The 16973-nt window shown below is 63.8% G+C and carries 20 protein-coding genes; 12 read left to right on the forward strand and 8 right to left on the reverse strand.

Annotated elements, in window-relative coordinates:
• Positions 1 to 70: 70 nt before the first annotated feature.
• A complete protein-coding gene (locus RMN73_RS10715) occupies positions 71 to 337 on the forward strand; it encodes a PilZ domain-containing protein (RefSeq protein ID WP_309603318.1) in 267 nt (88 codons plus the stop codon).
• Here the strand turns inward: RMN73_RS10715 and RMN73_RS10720 are convergent.
• The 4 genes from RMN73_RS10720 to RMN73_RS10735 are packed head-to-tail and all read right to left on the reverse strand — an operon-like array spanning position 334 to position 3483.
• A complete protein-coding gene (locus tag RMN73_RS10720) occupies positions 334 to 1152 on the reverse strand; it encodes an ion transporter (RefSeq protein ID WP_309603319.1) in 819 nt (272 codons plus the stop codon). The two genes, RMN73_RS10715 and RMN73_RS10720, sit on opposite strands and share 4 nt — an antisense overlap.
• The gene (locus RMN73_RS10725; RefSeq protein ID WP_309603356.1) at positions 1149 to 2285 is read right to left on the reverse strand and encodes a CCA tRNA nucleotidyltransferase; all 1137 of its coding nucleotides are present in this window, start codon (positions 2283 to 2285) and stop codon (positions 1149 to 1151) included. The genes RMN73_RS10720 and RMN73_RS10725 overlap by 4 nt, the downstream gene beginning before the upstream one ends.
• Positions 2286 to 2329: 44 nt before the next feature.
• Complete coding sequence (locus RMN73_RS10730; protein WP_309603320.1) at positions 2330 to 2926, reverse strand: CoA pyrophosphatase; 597 nt, start codon at positions 2924 to 2926, stop codon at positions 2330 to 2332.
• The gene (locus RMN73_RS10735; protein WP_309603321.1) at positions 2923 to 3483 is read right to left on the reverse strand and encodes a DUF1285 domain-containing protein; all 561 of its coding nucleotides are present in this window, start codon (positions 3481 to 3483) and stop codon (positions 2923 to 2925) included. Before RMN73_RS10735 ends, RMN73_RS10730 begins: the two co-directional genes overlap by 4 nt.
• A 45-nt stretch (positions 3484 to 3528) precedes the next feature.
• Between RMN73_RS10735 and RMN73_RS10740 the strand changes: the two genes are divergently transcribed.
• From RMN73_RS10740 to RMN73_RS10770, 7 genes are all read left to right on the forward strand, one after another.
• The gene (locus RMN73_RS10740; protein WP_309603322.1) at positions 3529 to 4260 is read left to right on the forward strand and encodes an SDR family oxidoreductase; all 732 of its coding nucleotides are present in this window, start codon (positions 3529 to 3531) and stop codon (positions 4258 to 4260) included.
• Entirely contained in the window at positions 4257 to 4676 is a 420-nt protein-coding gene (locus tag RMN73_RS10745; protein ID WP_309603323.1) for a dihydroneopterin aldolase, read from the forward strand. The genes RMN73_RS10740 and RMN73_RS10745 overlap by 4 nt, the downstream gene beginning before the upstream one ends.
• Before the next feature lie 185 nt (positions 4677 to 4861).
• Entirely contained in the window at positions 4862 to 5521 is a 660-nt protein-coding gene (locus RMN73_RS10750) for an energy transducer TonB (RefSeq protein WP_309603324.1), read from the forward strand.
• A gap of 76 nt (positions 5522 to 5597) precedes the next feature.
• Positions 5598 to 6434, forward strand: a complete 837-nt coding sequence (locus tag RMN73_RS10755) for a MotA/TolQ/ExbB proton channel family protein (RefSeq protein ID WP_405051562.1) — start codon at positions 5598 to 5600, stop codon at positions 6432 to 6434.
• A gap of 85 nt (positions 6435 to 6519) precedes the next feature.
• On the forward strand, positions 6520 to 7011 hold the full coding sequence (locus RMN73_RS10760; RefSeq protein WP_309603326.1) for a biopolymer transporter ExbD: 492 nt from the start codon (positions 6520 to 6522) through the stop codon (positions 7009 to 7011).
• Between the two features lie 12 nt (positions 7012 to 7023).
• A complete protein-coding gene (locus tag RMN73_RS10765; protein WP_309603327.1) occupies positions 7024 to 7455 on the forward strand; it encodes a biopolymer transporter ExbD in 432 nt (143 codons plus the stop codon).
• A 168-nt stretch (positions 7456 to 7623) separates the two neighbouring features.
• Positions 7624 to 8034: a biopolymer transporter ExbD gene (locus tag RMN73_RS10770; RefSeq protein WP_309603328.1), complete on the forward strand. Its 411-nt coding sequence runs from the start codon at positions 7624 to 7626 to the stop codon at positions 8032 to 8034.
• Positions 8035 to 8077: 43 nt separating this feature from the next.
• On the opposite strand, the gene msrB is transcribed toward RMN73_RS10770, so the two are convergent.
• Positions 8078 to 8581 (reverse strand): peptide-methionine (R)-S-oxide reductase MsrB, encoded by a 504-nt coding sequence (gene msrB / locus RMN73_RS10775; protein WP_309603329.1) that lies wholly within the window; start codon positions 8579 to 8581, stop codon positions 8078 to 8080.
• Positions 8582 to 8792: 211 nt separating this feature from the next.
• Here msrB and RMN73_RS10780 point away from each other — a divergent pair, with 211 nt between their 5' ends.
• Positions 8793 to 9470 (forward strand): hypothetical protein, encoded by a 678-nt coding sequence (locus RMN73_RS10780; protein ID WP_309603330.1) that lies wholly within the window; start codon positions 8793 to 8795, stop codon positions 9468 to 9470.
• Positions 9471 to 9472: 2 nt separating this feature from the next.
• Here RMN73_RS10780 and RMN73_RS10785 read toward each other — a convergent pair whose 3' ends face one another.
• Positions 9473 to 11257 (reverse strand): ABC transporter transmembrane domain-containing protein, encoded by a 1785-nt coding sequence (locus RMN73_RS10785; RefSeq protein ID WP_309603331.1) that lies wholly within the window; start codon positions 11255 to 11257, stop codon positions 9473 to 9475.
• 136 nt (positions 11258 to 11393) lie between these two features.
• Here RMN73_RS10785 and RMN73_RS10790 point away from each other — a divergent pair, with 136 nt between their 5' ends.
• Positions 11394 to 12611, forward strand: a complete 1218-nt coding sequence (locus tag RMN73_RS10790; RefSeq protein ID WP_309603332.1) for a polyhydroxyalkanoate depolymerase — start codon at positions 11394 to 11396, stop codon at positions 12609 to 12611.
• On the opposite strand, the gene RMN73_RS10795 is transcribed toward RMN73_RS10790, so the two are convergent.
• Positions 12608 to 14374 carry a hypothetical protein gene (locus RMN73_RS10795; RefSeq protein ID WP_309603333.1) on the reverse strand — a complete coding sequence of 589 codons (1767 nt, stop codon included), beginning with the start codon at positions 14372 to 14374 and terminating at the stop codon, positions 12608 to 12610. The genes RMN73_RS10790 and RMN73_RS10795 overlap by 4 nt on opposite strands.
• 77 nt (positions 14375 to 14451) lie before the next feature.
• Positions 14452 to 15084, reverse strand: a complete 633-nt coding sequence (locus RMN73_RS10800; protein ID WP_309603334.1) for a DUF4126 domain-containing protein — start codon at positions 15082 to 15084, stop codon at positions 14452 to 14454.
• A 71-nt stretch (positions 15085 to 15155) separates the two neighbouring features.
• Here RMN73_RS10800 and RMN73_RS10805 point away from each other — a divergent pair, with 71 nt between their 5' ends.
• Together RMN73_RS10805 and RMN73_RS10810 are read left to right on the forward strand one after the other, a co-directional pair.
• Positions 15156 to 16049 carry a 2OG-Fe(II) oxygenase gene (locus tag RMN73_RS10805; protein WP_309603335.1) on the forward strand — a complete coding sequence of 298 codons (894 nt, stop codon included), beginning with the start codon at positions 15156 to 15158 and terminating at the stop codon, positions 16047 to 16049.
• Positions 16050 to 16076: 27 nt separating this feature from the next.
• On the forward strand, positions 16077 to 16970 hold the full coding sequence (locus RMN73_RS10810) for a 2OG-Fe(II) oxygenase (RefSeq protein ID WP_309603336.1): 894 nt from the start codon (positions 16077 to 16079) through the stop codon (positions 16968 to 16970).
• Positions 16971 to 16973 lie beyond the last annotated feature (3 nt).

The following is a 16973-nucleotide window of genomic DNA, read 5'->3' on the forward strand; positions in this document are numbered from 1 at the left end:
ATAGCGCTGATGCTTGTCGCAAGAGCTTGCTGCATGTTATGGTGATTCCACTGAACACAGGGGGGATGTCATGCGTGAACCCGGCTTCATCAAGCGCGCGCCGCGGGTCGACACTCATATGCGCGGGACCGTCGCCGATAGCGATGGTGGCGAATACCCGGTCGTCGTCACCGACATCAGCCGCGAGGGCTGCCGAATGGAAACCGACGGGACGCTGGTCATCGGCGAAGAAATCCAGATTCGCATCGATCGTTATGGAGTCCATCGCGCGCAAATCCGCTGGGCGCTGGGCGATGAAGCCGGCGCGGTATTCCTCGACCCGGTCATGCTGCCCTAAGCGCGTTTGGTGCCGGGTTTGCCGGACGATTTTTCCGCTAGCGCGGTTTCCGCGCGGCGGCGCTGAACGACATCGCTGAAGGCCGAGGCAAGGATGCCGGTGGGCATGGCGATGAGGCCGATGCCCGCGATGGCGACGAGGCCGGCCAGACTCTTGCCAAGCAAAGTGACCGGGTAAACGTCGCCGTAGCCGACCGTGGTCAGGGTGACGATGCACCACCACATGGCGCGCGGGATGCTGCCGAACTTGTCGGGCTGGGCACCGGCTTCGGCCCAATACATCAGGGTCGAGGCGATGAGCAGGACGATCCCGGCGATGCTGATCGTCAGCAACAGTTCGTGCCGTCGCTCGGTCACCGCCGACGACAGATCGTGCCACGCGCTCGACATCCGCCCGAGCTTGGCCAGGCGGAGGATTCGAAGCACGCGGAAGAACCGCAGCAACAGGCTGCCGCCCCCGGTCGCGCCCAAGGTGACGAAGGTCGGGACGATCGCCAGCAAATCGATGATCGCGGGAAAACTGACGGCATAGCTCAGCCGCGGAAAGCGATATCTGGCATAATCGGGGTTGTCGGGGACGATCCACAATCGGACGATATATTCGAGGGTGAAGATGCTGCCGAACACCAATTCGGCGGTGCGGAACAGCGACTGGCGACCGCCGATCATCTCCGGCTCGGTCTCGAGGATGGCGAAAGCGGCGGCAGTGACGATGCAGATCACCAGCAATTTGTTGATCGTCGACAAACCGTGGTGCTCACGGGCATGCGGTTCAAGCGCCGCATAAGCCGAATGGCGCAAATTCGTCAGGCTCATCCCGTTCCTCCGCTGCTTACTTCCTCCGCGACCAATTGGTCGAAGGCGGGGCCAGCCGGGAAACCGGCGGCGACCCAGCGGCGATCGATCGCCTTCAATGTGGCAGCGACGGCGGGGCCTTCGGGCATGCCGAGCCTGATCAATTTGCCGCCGGTGATCGGCAGGCGCGGGACCGGCCAGCCGACGAGTGCGGCGGCATCGGCCGGGCGGCGGGCGAGCAGCAGGCGGTCGATCGCGGTCTCGGTGCCGTTCCAGTACGCCAGCGCGTGGCGGTTGATTGCGCAATCGGGATCGGCGGCAGCGGCGAGGCGCTTGCGGGCCTTTTTCGACAGCTTGAGCCGCGCGGCGACCTTGTCCGCTATGGCCGGATCAGACGGGAGCAACGACGCGAGGCGGCGGATCGCGTCGGCGGGGAGAAAGGCGGTGGCTTCGTCGGCAACGAGGGCGGCGAGCCGCGACGCGTCGGTGATTTCGGGGAGGACGGGGGCGAAAATGCCGCGTTCGACCATCAACGCGACAGTGGCGACCGGATCGGGCAAGGCGAGCGTCTTGATGGTCTCGTCGGCGATGCGTTCGCGCGACAAAGCCATCAGGTCATTGGCGCACGACGCGCAGGCCTCGACGGCGGCCGGGTCAGGATTGCCGCGACCATAACGCGCGTGGAAGCGGAAGAAGCGCAGGATACGGAGATGGTCTTCGGCAATGCGCTGCAATGGATCGCCGATGAAGCGGACGCGGCGCGCCCGCAGATCGTCGAGGCCGCCGAAATAATCGAAAATCTCGCCGCTTTGCGGGTCGGCGTAAAGCGCGTTGATGGTGAAATCACGGCGCGCGGCGTCGGCCGCCCAATCGTCGGAGAATTCGACGGTGGCGCGGCGGCCATCGGTCGAGACATCGGCGCGCAACGTGGTGATTTCGGCCGGCTGGCCATCGGCGACAGCGGTGATCGTGCCGTGGGCGATGCCGGTGGGTACGGCCTTGATCTTCGCTTGCTCGAGCCGGGCGACGACTTCTTCGGGGCGAAGGCGGGTGGCGAAGTCGATGTCGTTGACCGGGATATCGAGTAATTCATCGCGCACCGCGCCACCGACGTAGCGGGTCAGCCCCTGATCAGCGCCGAGCGCATCGAGCATCCGGGTGATCCCGCGCTTGGCGCGCCAGCGTTGTGCATCGAGCTTCACAGCAATTCGAGCCGCCGCGTGAGATTGACGAGCATCGCCGCAGTCGCGCCCCAGATTCGGCGGCCCTGCCAGTTGATCTGGTAATAAGTGCGGGTCGCCCCCTGGAAGTCCGCCGTCATGCATTGCTGGTTGGCGGGATCGAGCACGAAGGACAAGGGCGCTTCGAACAGGTCGGCGACTTCATGCTCGTGGGGCGAGAGCGACAGGTCGGGCGCGACCAGGCCGACCACCGGGGTGACGATGAAGTTGGTCACCGTGCGATAGGAGTCGGCGGTCCCGAGCAAGGTCACTGCATTGCGCGGCAGATCAATCTCCTCCTCCGCCTCCCGCAGCGCGGCGGTGATGGCGTCCTCCCCCGCATCGAGACGGCCGCCGGGGAAGGCGACCTGGCCGGCGTGACGGCGCATATCCGCGCGGCGCACGGTGAGATGGAGGCCGGGATCGAAGCGGTCGGTGATCGCGACCAGCACTGCGGCAGGCTGCAAATCGGCATCGGGCAATTCGACCAGATCGCCGCGCAGCAGGCCCGTCGGCGGCGGCAAGGCGAGTGCGGCCTTCAGGCGCGCGGCAAGATCGCTTGGAATGGCCCTCATGCGAGCGCGAAGAAGGAGCCCTTGCTCCAGATGCCGGGAGGCTGGTGGCCCTCGGCGAGCGCGATGTCGGCCAGTTCGTAATAAAGCGGGCGGGCGATCAGCGCCTCGAGCCCGTGGCGGACGGCGAGGCGGGGGCTTGGGCCGGTGCCGTGGTCGGTGACGGTCAGCGGATGATCGGGGCCGAGAATGATCGCATCGCCGCTGTCGAGCTCGAACGCGATATTGCGCGCTTCGCGATCGCCTTCGCTGGTCATGGCGATGGCGCGAAACGCGGTGACCTCAACCTCGATGGTAAGTTTCTCGACCGGGGTGACGAGGACGTGACTGCCATCGGGTTCGCGGCGGAGCACGGTCGAAAATAGACGGATCATTGCCGGGCGAGTGATCGGCGTGCCCATGTGAAACCAGGTTCCGTCGGCGGCGATTCGCATGTCCGAATTGCCGCAATGTTCGGGGTTCCAGCGATCGACCGGGGGATGCGATCGCGCGCCGATCAGCGTCGCCAGATCGCTAAGCGAGCGGCCGGTGACGGCAATGGGCGGATGGGTCTCGGGCATGGCTCGCTCTTGTCATTGCGCGCGAGCCGACGCAATCCGCTTGGGATGAGCGATCGTCCGACCCGAACCGCAATCGTTACCGGCGCCAGCAAACGTGTCGGGCGGGCGATTGCCGAAGCGCTGCTGGCCGATGGCTGGGCAGTGGTGGCGCATGTCCATCATGACCACGATGACGTGCCAGCGGGCGCAGTGCGTGTTGCGGCGGACCTGGCCGAGGCGGATTGTGCAGCGCGGATTTTCGCGGCGGCAGCGGGGACGGTCGAGCTGCTGGTCAATTGCGCGGCGCGATTTGCGAGCGATGAACTGATGGGTTTCGACGGGTCGCAATTCGAGTCGCATATGGCGATCAATGTGCGGGCACCGACGTTGCTCACGCGCGCTTTTGCCGAGCAGGCGGACGCGGATGGCGGGCTGGTGGTCAATATCCTCGATTCGAAACTGAGCGCGCCCAACCCGGATTATCTAAGCTACACCTTGTCGAAGATGGCGCTTGCCGGGCTGACCGAATTGAGTGCTCGCGCGCTGGCCGGCAAGGCGATCAGGGTCAATGCAATCGCGCCGGCGCTGATGCTCAAATCCAGTGGGCAGGATGATGCCAATTTCGAAGCGACGCATCGCTTCAATCCGCTGCAGCGCGGGGTCGAGCCAGGCGACGTGGTCGAGGCATTGCGCTATCTGGTCGCCGCAATCGCAGTAACCGGCCAGACGATCACCATCGACAGCGGCCAAAGATTCTGGGCATTGCCGCGCGATGTTCAGTATTTGGAGACGAAATGACCGAGATTGCCGCATTGCAGGGCATCATCCCCGACACGCTGAAGGTGCAATCGAGCAAGATCATGCTCGATTCGCTCGAAGTGCAAACCGACATCGGATTTCACGATTTCGAAATCGGAAAACCGCAAAAATTGCTGGTGACGGTCGAATTATGGTTGAACGAACTCGAGCCGCCAGCCGACGATAATCCGCAAGGCGCGTGGGATTATGACTTCCTTCGCAACGAAGTGATCCGGCTGGCCGGCGCGCGACGCTACAACCTGCAGGAGACATTGGTTCACGCCATTTACCAGAGGCTGAGCGCAATGCACGGGATCAAGGCGCTGCGGGTTTCAAGCGCCAAACCGGACATTTATGGTGACGCCAGAAAAGTCGGAATCGAGATTGCATCCTTCACTGGACTCAACCCCCATTGAGGGCGCATCAATAATCGTTACGGAACAAAATGCGTTGCGCCGCCATTTTGCCTTGATTAAGGAAACGCGCATCCAGTCGATGATATGTTGATACATCGGCGGTTCCAAATAGGGCGGGACGCGCGTTTTGGGTCCGGTCACATCCGGGGGTTCATTTCCCGGGCAAGAAGGAGAATTGCGGCTTAATGTCTTACGCCAATCGCAAACAGCTCGAGAAAAACCGGACGCTGTCGATCATTCTATCGGCGCTCATCACGTTCGCGTTGGGTTTCGCGCTGATCAGCGGTCTTGCGTCGAGCTTTGTCAAAAAAGCCGCCGAAGACCTGAAGACATTTGACGTTGAGGAAGAGCCGCCACCCCCCGAGGAGCCACCACCCCCGGAAGATACGCCGCTTCCGCCGCCGCCGATGGTTAGCGCGCCGCCACCGTTGGTGCGGCTTGATTCGCCGCCGCTGCAGATTCAGACGACTCCGATGATGCAGCCGCCGATGCCGCCGACTCCGATCGCAGCACCGCCGGCACCGCCCGCTCCACCCGCGCCGCGGGTATCGCAGGCGGCAAGCTCCAAGGGCGACGTTCGTAGCCTGTTCAGTGAAGAGGATTATCCGGATTCGGCACGCGATTCGGGTGCCACCGGCACGGCTCGGGCACGACTTGAGATTGGCGCCAACGGGCGCGTGACGTCCTGTTCGATTACCAAGTCGACCGGCAATAGCGCGCTTGACCGGGCAACCTGCAGTGTCCTTCAGCGGCGGGCCAAGTTCACCCCGGCCAAGGACCAGACGGGCAATCCGATCAGCGATACCTATAGTACGCCGCCGATTACCTGGCAGCTGTCCGGTTAAGTTCATCGACCCTTCGCCTAAACCTACCAATCGATAAGAATTTCAAAGGAAGATAACCATGGCACCACTCGACATCATGCTTGCCGCGGCAACCGCTGCCGCTCCTGCAGCCGAAAAAAACCCGTATGGCCTGTTGCAGGCGCTTCAAGAAGGCGGGCTCATTTCGTGGGCGACGTTCATCATCCTCGTAGGGATGTCGGTCGGCACCTTCTACATCCTGTTCACCAAGTTTCTGCAGCAGCAGAAGATTATCCAGCAGGGCAAAAAGGTCCGCGCGAGTTTCTGGAACTCGCCCAACCTGCGTGAAGCATCGACCAAGCTCGACGCCAAGAGCGCTTATCGCTCGATCGTCGAAGATGCGCTCGTGGCGCAGGACCAGCACAGCAAGCTGACCGACCCGGTCGACCAGCATGAATGGGTGGCCGGCAGCCTGGCCCGTTCGCAGGGTGCGATTGGTGCCCGTCTCGGCGAAGGCCTCGCCTTCCTCGCCACCGTTGGTTCGACCGCGCCGTTCATCGGCCTGTTCGGCACCGTCATCGGCATCTACCGCGCGCTGATCAAGATCGGTGCATCGGGCCAGGCGTCGATCGACACCGTCGCCGGCCCGGTCGGCGAAGCGCTGATCATGACCGCCCTCGGTCTGGTCGTCGCGGTTCCGGCCGTGCTCGCCTACAACTGGCTGATCCGGCGCAACAAGACCGTCACCGAAGATCTGTCGGCCTTCACCAATGACGTCCATGGCTATCTCGCCTCGGCCGGGGCAGTGAAGCCGGTGATGGCCGGACCGGCGGTCAAGGGCGCTGCCCAGACCAAGTCGTCGGCAGCCCCGACCCAGCGCGGCAGCGAGCCGCTTCGCGCCGGACTGACTTCGACGGGCGCGCAAGCCAACCCGTCCACCGACCGCGTCAGCTAAGCTATCTTCCACATTACCGGGGTTGGTCCGCGTGGCCGACCCCGGGACCGGGAATAGCCAATGAATTTTCTAGGAAAGCCAAGCCATGGCAATTAGTATGGGTAATTCGGACGGCGACGAAGACGTCCCCATGTCCGACATCAATACCACGCCGCTGGTCGACGTGATGCTGGTGCTGCTGATCATCTTCCTGATCACCGTTCCGGTGGTGTTGCAGACCGTTCCGGTCAAGCTGCCCAACGTGCGGTATGAAGCGACCCAGACCAAGCCCGAAAACGTCAACCTCTCGGTCCGCGGCGAGCCCGACGGAACGTGCGGCGTCTATTGGGATCTGAAAAAAGTCAATTCCGACGAACTGCTCGACCGCGCGGTCAAGAAGCTCGAAGATTTGATCAAGGACGTCGGCGGGGTCGAGAATGTTACCGAGGAAAATATGCCCGAAGCGCATATCCGCGGCGACGTAAACACGCCTTACCGTTGCATTGGCGGGGCCGTCTTCACCATGCAACGCGCTGGTTTTGCGCGGGTCGGGTTCATTTCCGAACCGCCCCCGGGCGGCGTAACCACCCGGCTTTAGGAGCAATTTTCGATGGCAATGCAAACTACCAGCGACAATAGTTCGGCCGAGCCGATGCTGGAAATGAACATGACGCCGTTGATCGACGTGCTGCTCGTGTTGATCATCATGTTCATCATCACCATCCCGCCGCAGACGCATGCGGTGAAGCTCGACTTGCCGGTTAACCAGCAGAATAATACGCCGCCGCCGGTTGATCCGATCAAGAACAAGATCGTCATCACCCAACCAGGCGTCATCCTGTGGAACGGCAGCCCTATCGACCAGGTAACGTTGCGCAAATATCTCGACGTGTCGCAGCAGATGAACCCGGTTCCCGAGCTTCATCTCCAGCCCGAAGCCGAAGCCCCGTACGGGCTGGTCGACGAAGTGCTGGCGGTGACCAAGCTCGCCAAGGTCGAAAAGATGGGGTTCGTCGGCAACGAAGCCTATATGAAGTTCTAGCGTTCGCTTCGGCGATACACGCGATCAGGGCGGTCCCGACGGGGCCGCCCTTTTTCGTGGCGGCGACGGATCGGCCTGCAGGTCTGTTGGCCGCTGTGCCGAACAAGAAACGCGGTTGACGCATGGCGCAAATTGCGAGATGTTATCACATCACTGATGGAGGTCGCCATGCAGATTGCCGTTCGCGAGCCGCAGCCGATGATGGAGATGAACACCACGCCGCTGATCGACGTGATGCTGGTGCTGCTGATCATGTTCATCATCACCATCCCGATCCAAAGCGATGCCGTAAAGATCGACCTGCCTGGAAAGCCGCGGGTGATCGAAACCAACCCGGTGCGCAACCTGCTGACCATCGACGCCGACGGAGTGACGCGGTGGAACGGCATGGCAGCGAGCGATCGCGAATTGATGGCGACGCTGGCTGCAACGCAGGCGATGGCGCCGATCCCCGAACTTCACCTCCAGCCCGACCCCGCCGCGCGCTACGAGCGCGTCGATCAGGTCCTCGCAATGACCAAGCGCGCGCATGTCACAGCGATGGGGTTCGTCGGCAATGAGGCCTACGCGCGGTTTTGAGTAAGGAACCGCGCCGACGCCTGGCAGCGCGGCGCCAGCACGGTCAGGCGGGGCGGAAGTTCAATGACAGGCCGTTGATGCAGTGGCGCTTGCCGGTCGGCTTGGGTCCATCGTCGAACACGTGGCCAAGATGCCCGCCGCAGCGACGGCAATGTTCCTCGGTGCGGTCCATCAGCAGGCTGTTGTCATTCTTGTAGAGGACGGCGCGCGGGATCGCATCGAAGAAACTGGGCCAGCCAGTGCCGCTGTCGAACTTGGTGGTCGAGGCGAACACTGGCAGGTCGCAGCCGGCGCAGGTGTAAATGCCGCGACGCTTTTCCTTGTTGAGTGGCGAACTGTACGGCCGCTCGGTGCCTTCCTGGCGGAGGATGTTGAAGCGCGCGCCCCCAAGCTTCTGCTTCCACTCGGCGGGCGTGAACGTGACTTGATATGCGGGCTTGGCGGCCTGGCTGGTGCCGGTGCCCACGCTGGCGGCGACCAGAGCCCCGACCGCGGTCGTCCCGGCAAGGCCGAAAAAGGCGCGGCGATCAAACGCTTGGTTGGTCATCTTCAATCTCCATCATTCGCGGCGCCGATAGCATGGCCGGCTGCACTTTCAATGAATGAGATTCGCTTGAATGGGCACTTTGGTTGCATGACCGCGCGAATAAAGTTGGTGGCGATTGATTCCGGCGTGGTCAGCGCGCATTCAACATCGCGGCGCCATATCGTGCGCTTATGATCGGGGAATTTTGACAATGTCGCGCGTTTCAGTTTGCTTGGGAATGCTTCATCTGGCGCTCGCTTTCCCGGCGTTGGCCAGCGCGGCCGCGCCGTCCGGCCCGGCGACCAGCGAACCGCTGACCCAGATATTCATAGCCCCCTCGGGCGAGCCATTCCGGGCTGCGGCGAGCGAGCCTTACCCGGTCGCGGCCTGGTTTGCCGGGGCCGACACCAACCGTGACGGCAAGCTGACCGAGGTCGAATTCGTGCTCGACGCAGCGCGGTTCTTCAAGACCCTCGATCTTGACCAGAATGAACAGCTGACCAGTGTCGAGATCAAGCGTTACGAAAATGAGGTCGCGCCCGAGGTGCGCACCGGCATCTTGGGGTCGATCGACGGGAAGGCTGACGGCGGTCGCGGCGGTCGCGGACCAGCGCTCGGCCTGCTGCAAGTCCAGACCGACGATCTGACGTCGCATGTCCCGGAAGTGTGGAACCGGCGCAAGGACGCCTATATCGGATCGGGAGCCAGCCGCTATGGGATCATCGGGATCCCCGAGCCGGTGCTGGGTATGGATACCGATCTCAACGGCATCGTCACGCGGCGCGAAATGCTTGGCGCCGCGCAACGCCGCTTCCGGGTGCTGGACACCGACAATCGCAATTATCTGCTGCTCGCCGAATTGCCCGAGACTTATGTGCAGAGCCGCCCGCCCAAGAAGCGGAAACGCTGAGCTTAAGCCGCTTCGCCCTGGAACTGGAGTTTGGCGAGCCGCGCATATAGGCCGCCGGCCGACGCCAGTTCAGAATGCTTGCCCTCTTCGACGATCTTGCCGCCGTCCATCACGATGATCCGGTCGGCCGCGCGGACAGTGGCGAGGCGGTGGGCGATGACGATCGTTGTGCGGCCCTCCATCAAATGTTCGAGCGCGCCCTGCACCGCAGCCTCGCTTTCGGCATCGAGCGCGCTGGTCGCCTCGTCGAGCAACAGCAAGGGCGCGTCGCGGCGGAGCAAGGCGCGGGCGATGGCGAGCCGCTGGCGCTGGCCGCCCGACAGCCGCGCACCGCCTTCGCCCATGAACGTGTCGAGCCCTTGCGGAAGCTGGCGAAGGAAGGTTTCGGCATTGGCATCGCGCGCGGCGGCCCAGATCTCGTCTTCCGACGCGTCCCAATTGCCGTAGCGGAGGTTGTCGCGGGCGGAGGCGGCGAAGATCACTACTTCCTGCGGGACCATCGCGATCCGCTGGCGAATGTCGGCGGGGTCGGCGTCCTTGAGGTCGACTCCATCGAGCGTGATGCGGCCTTCCTGCGGATCGTAGAAGCGCTCGGCGAGCTGGAAGATGGTGGTCTTGCCCGCGCCTGACGGACCGACCAGGGCGAGCTTTTCGTTGGGGCGGACCTTGAGCGAAAAATTGTGCAGCGCGGAGACTTCGAGGCGGGTCGGGTAACGGAATCCAACATGCTGAAACTCGAGCTCGCCGCGCGACGGCTCGGGCATTGCGGCAGGGTTGGCCGGGGCCGTGATGTCCGATTTGGCGTTGAGCAATTCGGCGAGCCGTTCGGACGCACCCGATGCGCGGAGCAGATCGCCATAGACTTCGCTAAGCGCGCCGAATGCGCCCGCAAGCAGCCCGCCGTAGAGCACAAACGCGGCGATCGTCCCGCCGGTCATGCGCCCCTCGGCGACGTCGGTCGCGCCCTTCCAGATAATCATCGTAATCGCGCTGAACATCAGCAGGATGACCACGGCGGTCATGATTGCGCGCAGCAGGATGCGTTTCTTGGCGACCGCGAACACTTCCTCGGTGGCCGCAGTGAAGCGCTGCGCCTCGCGGCCCTGCTGATTGTAGGCCTGGACGATTTTCATCGCGCCGAGCACTTCGCTGGCGATCGTGCCGACGTCGGCGATGCGATCCTGGCTGCGGGTCGAAATGGCGCGGATCCGGCGGCCCAGAACGACCAGCGGGACGACGATCAGCGGGATCGCGATCAACAGGCGCGACGCGAGAGCGGGGGCGAGAAAGAACAGAATGATGGCGCAGGCCGTGCCCATGACGATGTTGCGCAGCGCGACCGAAATGGTGGTGCCGACGACCTGTTCGATGATGGTCGTGTCGGCGGTGATCCGGCTGGCGATTTCAGCGGGGCGATTTTCCTCGAAAAAGCCGGGTGCGAGGCGCAGCAGGTTGCGGTGCACCGCGAGGCGGATGTCGGCGACGACCCGCTCGCCGATCCAGCTGACGAAGTAGAAGCGGACTGCAGTGGCGATTGCCATCACCCCGACCAGCATCAGCAGATATTCGAACCAGCGCGCAATATCTCCAGTCTGCCCGTTACTGGCCGTGAAGCCGCGATCGATGATCAGCTTGAACGCATAAGGCACGCCCGACGTCGCGGCGGCGGCGAGCAACAGGGCAATGCCGGCGGCAACCAGCTGCAACCGATATTGCGCGGCGAAGCGCCATACGATGCTGAGACCGGAGAGATTTTTCGCCTTGGGCGGTTCGGGACGGGTGACCATGGCTTGGTCGCCTAGCAGTGTGGCGCGCGCGCCTCAATTGCCGCAATGCAATGCGTGCAGCGCAGCATTATCCTTGCCCGGGACGTGAATGGGGTCCAGTCTGGGTTCACCGGATCAACAACCTCAAGGAATTTGGATGCTGTACGACGCCTATGAGGTGCAACGCTCGTTGCTGGCAGGGGCCGGCAGGGCCGCATCCTTCGGTGCCGGATGGCTCCACAACCCCGCCAATCCCTGGTCCTATGGCGCAATGGGCCCGATCGTCGCGGCCAGCCTCGACGTATTCGCCCATGCCGCCGCCCCGCGTGGCAAGCCGGAATTCGGGATCAAGCAGGTCGCGGTTGGCCGCAAACTGGTCGAGGTGAGTGAGGAAATCGTCCTGACCAAGCCGTTCGGGCGGCTCAAGCATTTCAAGAAGGACGGGGTGGAGGGTCAACCTAAATTGCTGATCGTCGCGCCAATGTCGGGCCATTTCGCGACCCTGCTGCGCGGCACGGTCGAGCGGATGCTGCCCAAGCATGATGTGTATATCACCGACTGGCTCGACGCCAAGTTGGTGCCGATCGAGCAGGGCGGTTTCGACCTCGATGATTATATCGATTATCTGATCGAATTCCTCGGCAAGATCGGTCCCAATACGCACATGCTCGCGGTGTGCCAGCCGGCGGTTCCGGCCTTTGCCGCGGTTGCGCTGATGAATGCCGACAAGGACCCCGCGACGCCCGCCAGCCTGACGATGATGGGCGGGCCGATCGATACCCGCAAGGCGCCGACCGCGGTCAACACGCTGGCGACCGAGCGGCCGCATAGCTGGTTCCAGCGCAACGTCATCGCCACCGTGCCGATGATTTATCCAGGCACCGGGCGAAAGGTTTATCCGGGGTTTTTGCAACTGGCGGGTTTCATGACGATGAATCTTGGGTCGCATCTCGTTTCGCATTGGGAGATGTTCAAGCATCTGGTCGTCGGGGATGAGGAAAGCGCCGATTCAACGCGCGATTTCTACGCCGAATATCGCTCGGTCGCGGACATGGCGGCGGAATTTTACCTGCAGACGATCGACGTCGTGTTCCAGCGTCACCTGCTGCCCAAGGGCGAGATGATGCATCGCGGGCGCAAGGTCGATCCGGCGGCGATCACCAAGACGGCGCTGATGGCGATCGAGGGCGAGCGCGACGATATTTCAGGGCTTGGCCAGACCAAGGCCGCACTCGATCTGGCGACCAAGCTGAAAGACGGGAAAAAAATCTATCACATGGCCAAGGGCGTCGGCCATTACGGCATCTTCAACGGCCGCAAATGGCGCGAGCGGATCGCGCCAGCCGTCGAAAAGTTCATCGCCGCCAACGCTTAAAGCCGTTCCATCCGCAGCCAGCGCGGATCGCCTGACCACGCCCGACCAAGCGCCATTTGTGCGGCAGCGGCATGCGCGCGCCGGCCCAGCGCCCGTTCCGATGCGGCGAGCCCGTACAGCGCCCAGCCGTTATTGGGCGCGCGGACGAGGGCATCGCCAAAGGCCTGGCGCGCTTCGTCGTAGCGGCCGGCGCGGTAGAGCGCGCCGCCGAGCGACTGGCGCACCGGATAATACCACCATGGCGGCTCCATGTAGGGAATCTTGTCCTCGATCGCGACCGCTCTGCGATAGTGCTCGGCGGCCTGGTCGTGACGGCCCCGCGCCGATGCCAGCCGCCCGCGCGCGACATGCTCGGCGAGTTGGATCAGGTCGGGTGCGGGAACGCCCTGGTCGACCAACGGCTTGAGCGCGTCGGACGTGCGGAGGCGTTGCAGCGCGGCAATCTCGACGTCGAACCCGCGCTGGTTGTGTTGCTGCCCATAAGCAACGGCGCGGGCGTAGTGGCGCATGGCGAGGACGTAGGCGAGGCGCGGATCGGGGGCAGGCATCGCCAGCACCTCCGCCGCCGAGGCATATTGCAGCGCTGCGAAAAAGGGTGCGGCGTGGATCGCCTGGATCCATGCAATCTGGGTCGCCGTCTCAACATCGACGATCTGCATCAGGCGTTTCGACTCGCGGATCGCAGTCGGCAAATCCCCCGCCATTTGCGCCGAGGTGACGATGAAATGGACGTTGTGCGGATAATAGCCATAACGCACGAAGCCCCGGTCGTTGGAAGCACGAATATAGGCTTCGTCCTGGCGCGCGGCGGCGATATTGACGCGGATCGAATCCTTCCAGCGGCCAAGCCGATAGTAAATGTGCGCCGGCATGTGGACCATGTGCCCGGCGTCCCGCGCGAGCCCCGTTGCAAGGCGATCGGCGGCGGCCTCGGCCCGCTTCGGGTCGGGCCCGTTTTCGAGCAAGTGGATGTAGAGGTGATTGCCCTGCGGATGCGCCGGATTGCGCGCCATGACCCGCTCGACCAGCGCGATCGCCTCGCCCAGGCGGGGTTTTGCAGTTTGTCGGTCCGCCTCCCAATAATCCCATGGCAAGGTGTCCATCGCCGCCTCGGCCGCGAGCAAAGCGATGTCGTCATGCGCGGGGTAATAGCCCGCGACGGTCAGCATCGCGTCGGCATAAGCACCGTCGAGCGTGGCGCGGACCGCGTCGGGTTTATCCGAATAGCGTTTGGCCAGCGCCATGATCAGCGCGCGTTCGGGCGGAGTGACATTGGTCGCCAGAGCCTGCGCCCGGGCGATGCTGTCCAGCGCGAGCCGGTTGGCGTCGGGGGTAAGCGGCGCGTTGATGTTGGGGCCATGCGCCAGTGCTTCCCCCCACCAGCACATCGCGCAGGCCGGATCGAGCTTCTGCGCGGCGCGGAACGAGGCAATCGCGGCAGCGTGGTTGAAGCCATAAGCGAAGCCGAGACCTTGGCTGAAATAGCGCTGGGCAAGCGGATTGGCGGTGGTGATCGAAAAGTCGATCTTGCCGAGCCCGTCGTAGAGCGGCATCGCTGCGGTCGGGTCGGGCTGCACCGCAGCGGCGGCGGCGGCCAGCATCGTGCGCATCGCGTTGGCACCGCCGCGGCTGCTGCACATGTCGGTCGCGCGCACCGACGGATCGAGCATTGCGAGCTGCGCCTGGCTGTAGGATTCGACGGGCGACACGCCCATGAAGGTGGTTGCCGACAGTGCGACCGCCAATGCCCGAATGCCCTGCATCTCACCCCCCATCGGTTTCGAACGACCGGGACTGCTTAGCACAATTCGCCAGGCAAGGCAGCGTTGCCAGCGGCGCGTCAGGCCCCCGGTGGCGGCGTGACGTCCTTCATCGGGCGCTCGCGCGGGGCGAGATGGGCCATTACGACCTTGATCGCGCGGCGCGCCTTATAGACCAGCCAGATCGACAGGAAGACCAGCAGCGCGGACACGATCACAGCGAGAATCGGGTTGGCGATGGCCAGCGCGAGCAGCCCGCCGGTGGCGACATCTTCCATCGTCGAGACGGCAATGTTGGAATAAGGTTCGGGACTGGCATTGATCAACGTGCGGGCACCCGCCTTGCCGGCATGGGCGATCGCCGCTGCGCCGCCGCCGAGCAGGAAGCTGACCACCTGCCACGCGGGGTCGGCGCTATCGATGATCGCGGCCGACAGCAACGCGCCGCCGATTGGCCGGATGAAACTGTGCACCGCATCCCACGCGCTATCGACCCAGGCGATCTTGTCAGCGAAGAATTCGGCCAAGGTGCCAACCGCCGCCGCGCCAAGCACCCAATTATTGGTCAGAATATCGAGCGATTGGAGCTGTTCGGGCAGCCCAATGTAGCCGAACTTCATCGCGAGGCCCGTGACCAGGGTAACGAGGTACAAGCGCCATCCCGCGAGCAGGCTGGTCGAGGCGGCAAGCGCGGCAAGTTCGATCGGGCTCATTGGGCACTCCCCTGTGATCGGCAAAGGTAGAGGCTCGTGACAAAAGGACAAGGAGGCGGCAGACAGCAAGGATGAGCGACCTGACCGACCTTGCAAGCCGCGCGCGGACCAGCCCCGAAGCAGCAATGGACTTGGCCGAGCGCCATTTGCTGGGGATCGAGACTGCGCCGGATTCGGCCAGGGCACTGGATGCGGTGCGGCAGGCGGCGGCGCTCGGCCATCCCGACGGGCGGCGGGCATGGGTCTATCTGACCGCCGCAGGGATCGGCGGGCCAGCCGATGAAGCCAAGGCGCGCGCGATGCTCGGCGAACTGGCCAAGGAGGATCGCTTCGCCGCGATCCAGCAGGCGTTCCTGGCGCATCTGACGTGCGAAGCGCGGCTCGCCGAGGTTACGCCGCGGATCATCTCGAGCGACCCGTATATCGCACTCTATCCAAAGCTCTTCAGCTCGGCCGAATGCCGCTATCTGATGGCGCTCGGCACCCCGTGGCTCGAGAAAGCGTCGGTGCTCGGTCTGGATGGCAAGGCGCGGATGGACGAGGTTCGCGACGCGCAGTGCTGCAGCATCCCGCATATCGCCGAGGATCTGGTGGTGCAGGCAATCAACCGCACTATCGCCGCCGCAAGCGGGACACAGGCCGGGTGGGGCGAGCCGCTCAACATCCTGAAATATACCCCCGGACAGCAATATCGGCCGCACCATGACGGCACCGGGACGGACAATGTCTCGGTCCGCAACCTGACCGCCTTGATCTGGCTGAACGATGATTATGAAGGCGGCGCAACCGACTTTCCCAAGATCGACGTGCGGGTGCGCGGCGGGGTCGGCGACCTGCTGGTGTTCCGCAACGTGCGCGACAGCGGCGCGTTCGACGAGCGCATGATCCATGCTGGATTGCCGGTAACGAGCGGCACCAAGTGGATGGCGAGCCGATGGATTCGGGGGCAGGATTATTTGCGCTGACGTGCGGCAACGGGCAGGTGGCGGGGCATGATCGACCTGATCCAGCTCGCCGCGCGCGCCAAGACCGACGGAACTGCCGCGCTGGCATTGGCCGAGGCCCGCTTGCTGGGAATCGGATGCCCACCCGACCGCAAGGCAGCGCTGGCGGCGGTCAAGCAATCGGCGGCGCTCGGGTCGGTCGATGGCCGCCGCGCTTTAATCTATCTGACGGCCGCGGGAATCGGCCGCAAGGCTGACCCGGTTGCCGCCCACACCATGCTGGAAAAGCTGGCGGCGGAAGACCGGTTCGCGGCGGTGCAACTGGCCTTCCTGAGCCATCTGACGTGCGAACGGAGACTGGCCGAGATCGAACCGAGGATCGTATCCGCCGATCCCTATATCGCCATCTTCCCGGCCTTGTTCAGCCAAGCCGAGTGCCGCTATCTGATGACCTTGGCGATGCCGTGGCTGGACCAGGCGAAAATCCTCGATTCGGCCGGGCGGGAGGCGATCGATCCGATGCGCGACGCCGATGCCGCGACCCCGCCGTCGCTGGCCGAGGATCTGGTCGTCCAGACGATCAACCGCACCATCGCCACGGCGAGCGGGACCGAGCCGGGGTGGGGCGAACCGCTGACCGTGCTGCGCTATTCGCCGGGGCAGCAATATCATCCCCATTTCGATATTTTCGGGGCCGATCACCAGGCACGGCGCCTCAAGACCGCGTTGATCTGGCTCAACGACCAGTTCGTGGGCGGCGAGACCCATTTCCCGACGCTCAAACTCAAGGTGCGCGGCGCGGTTGGCGATATGATGTTGTTCGACAATGCCACCAGCGACGGCAACCGCGACGACCGCATGCTGCACGCCGGGCTGCCGGTGACGAGCGGGACCAAATGGATGGCGAGCCGGTGGATCCGGGGGGCGGATTATCTGGGGTGAGGG

Origin of the sequence: Sphingomonas sp. (assembly GCF_031372575.1) — a bacterium.
GTDB lineage: Bacteria > Pseudomonadota > Alphaproteobacteria > Sphingomonadales > Sphingomonadaceae > Sphingomicrobium.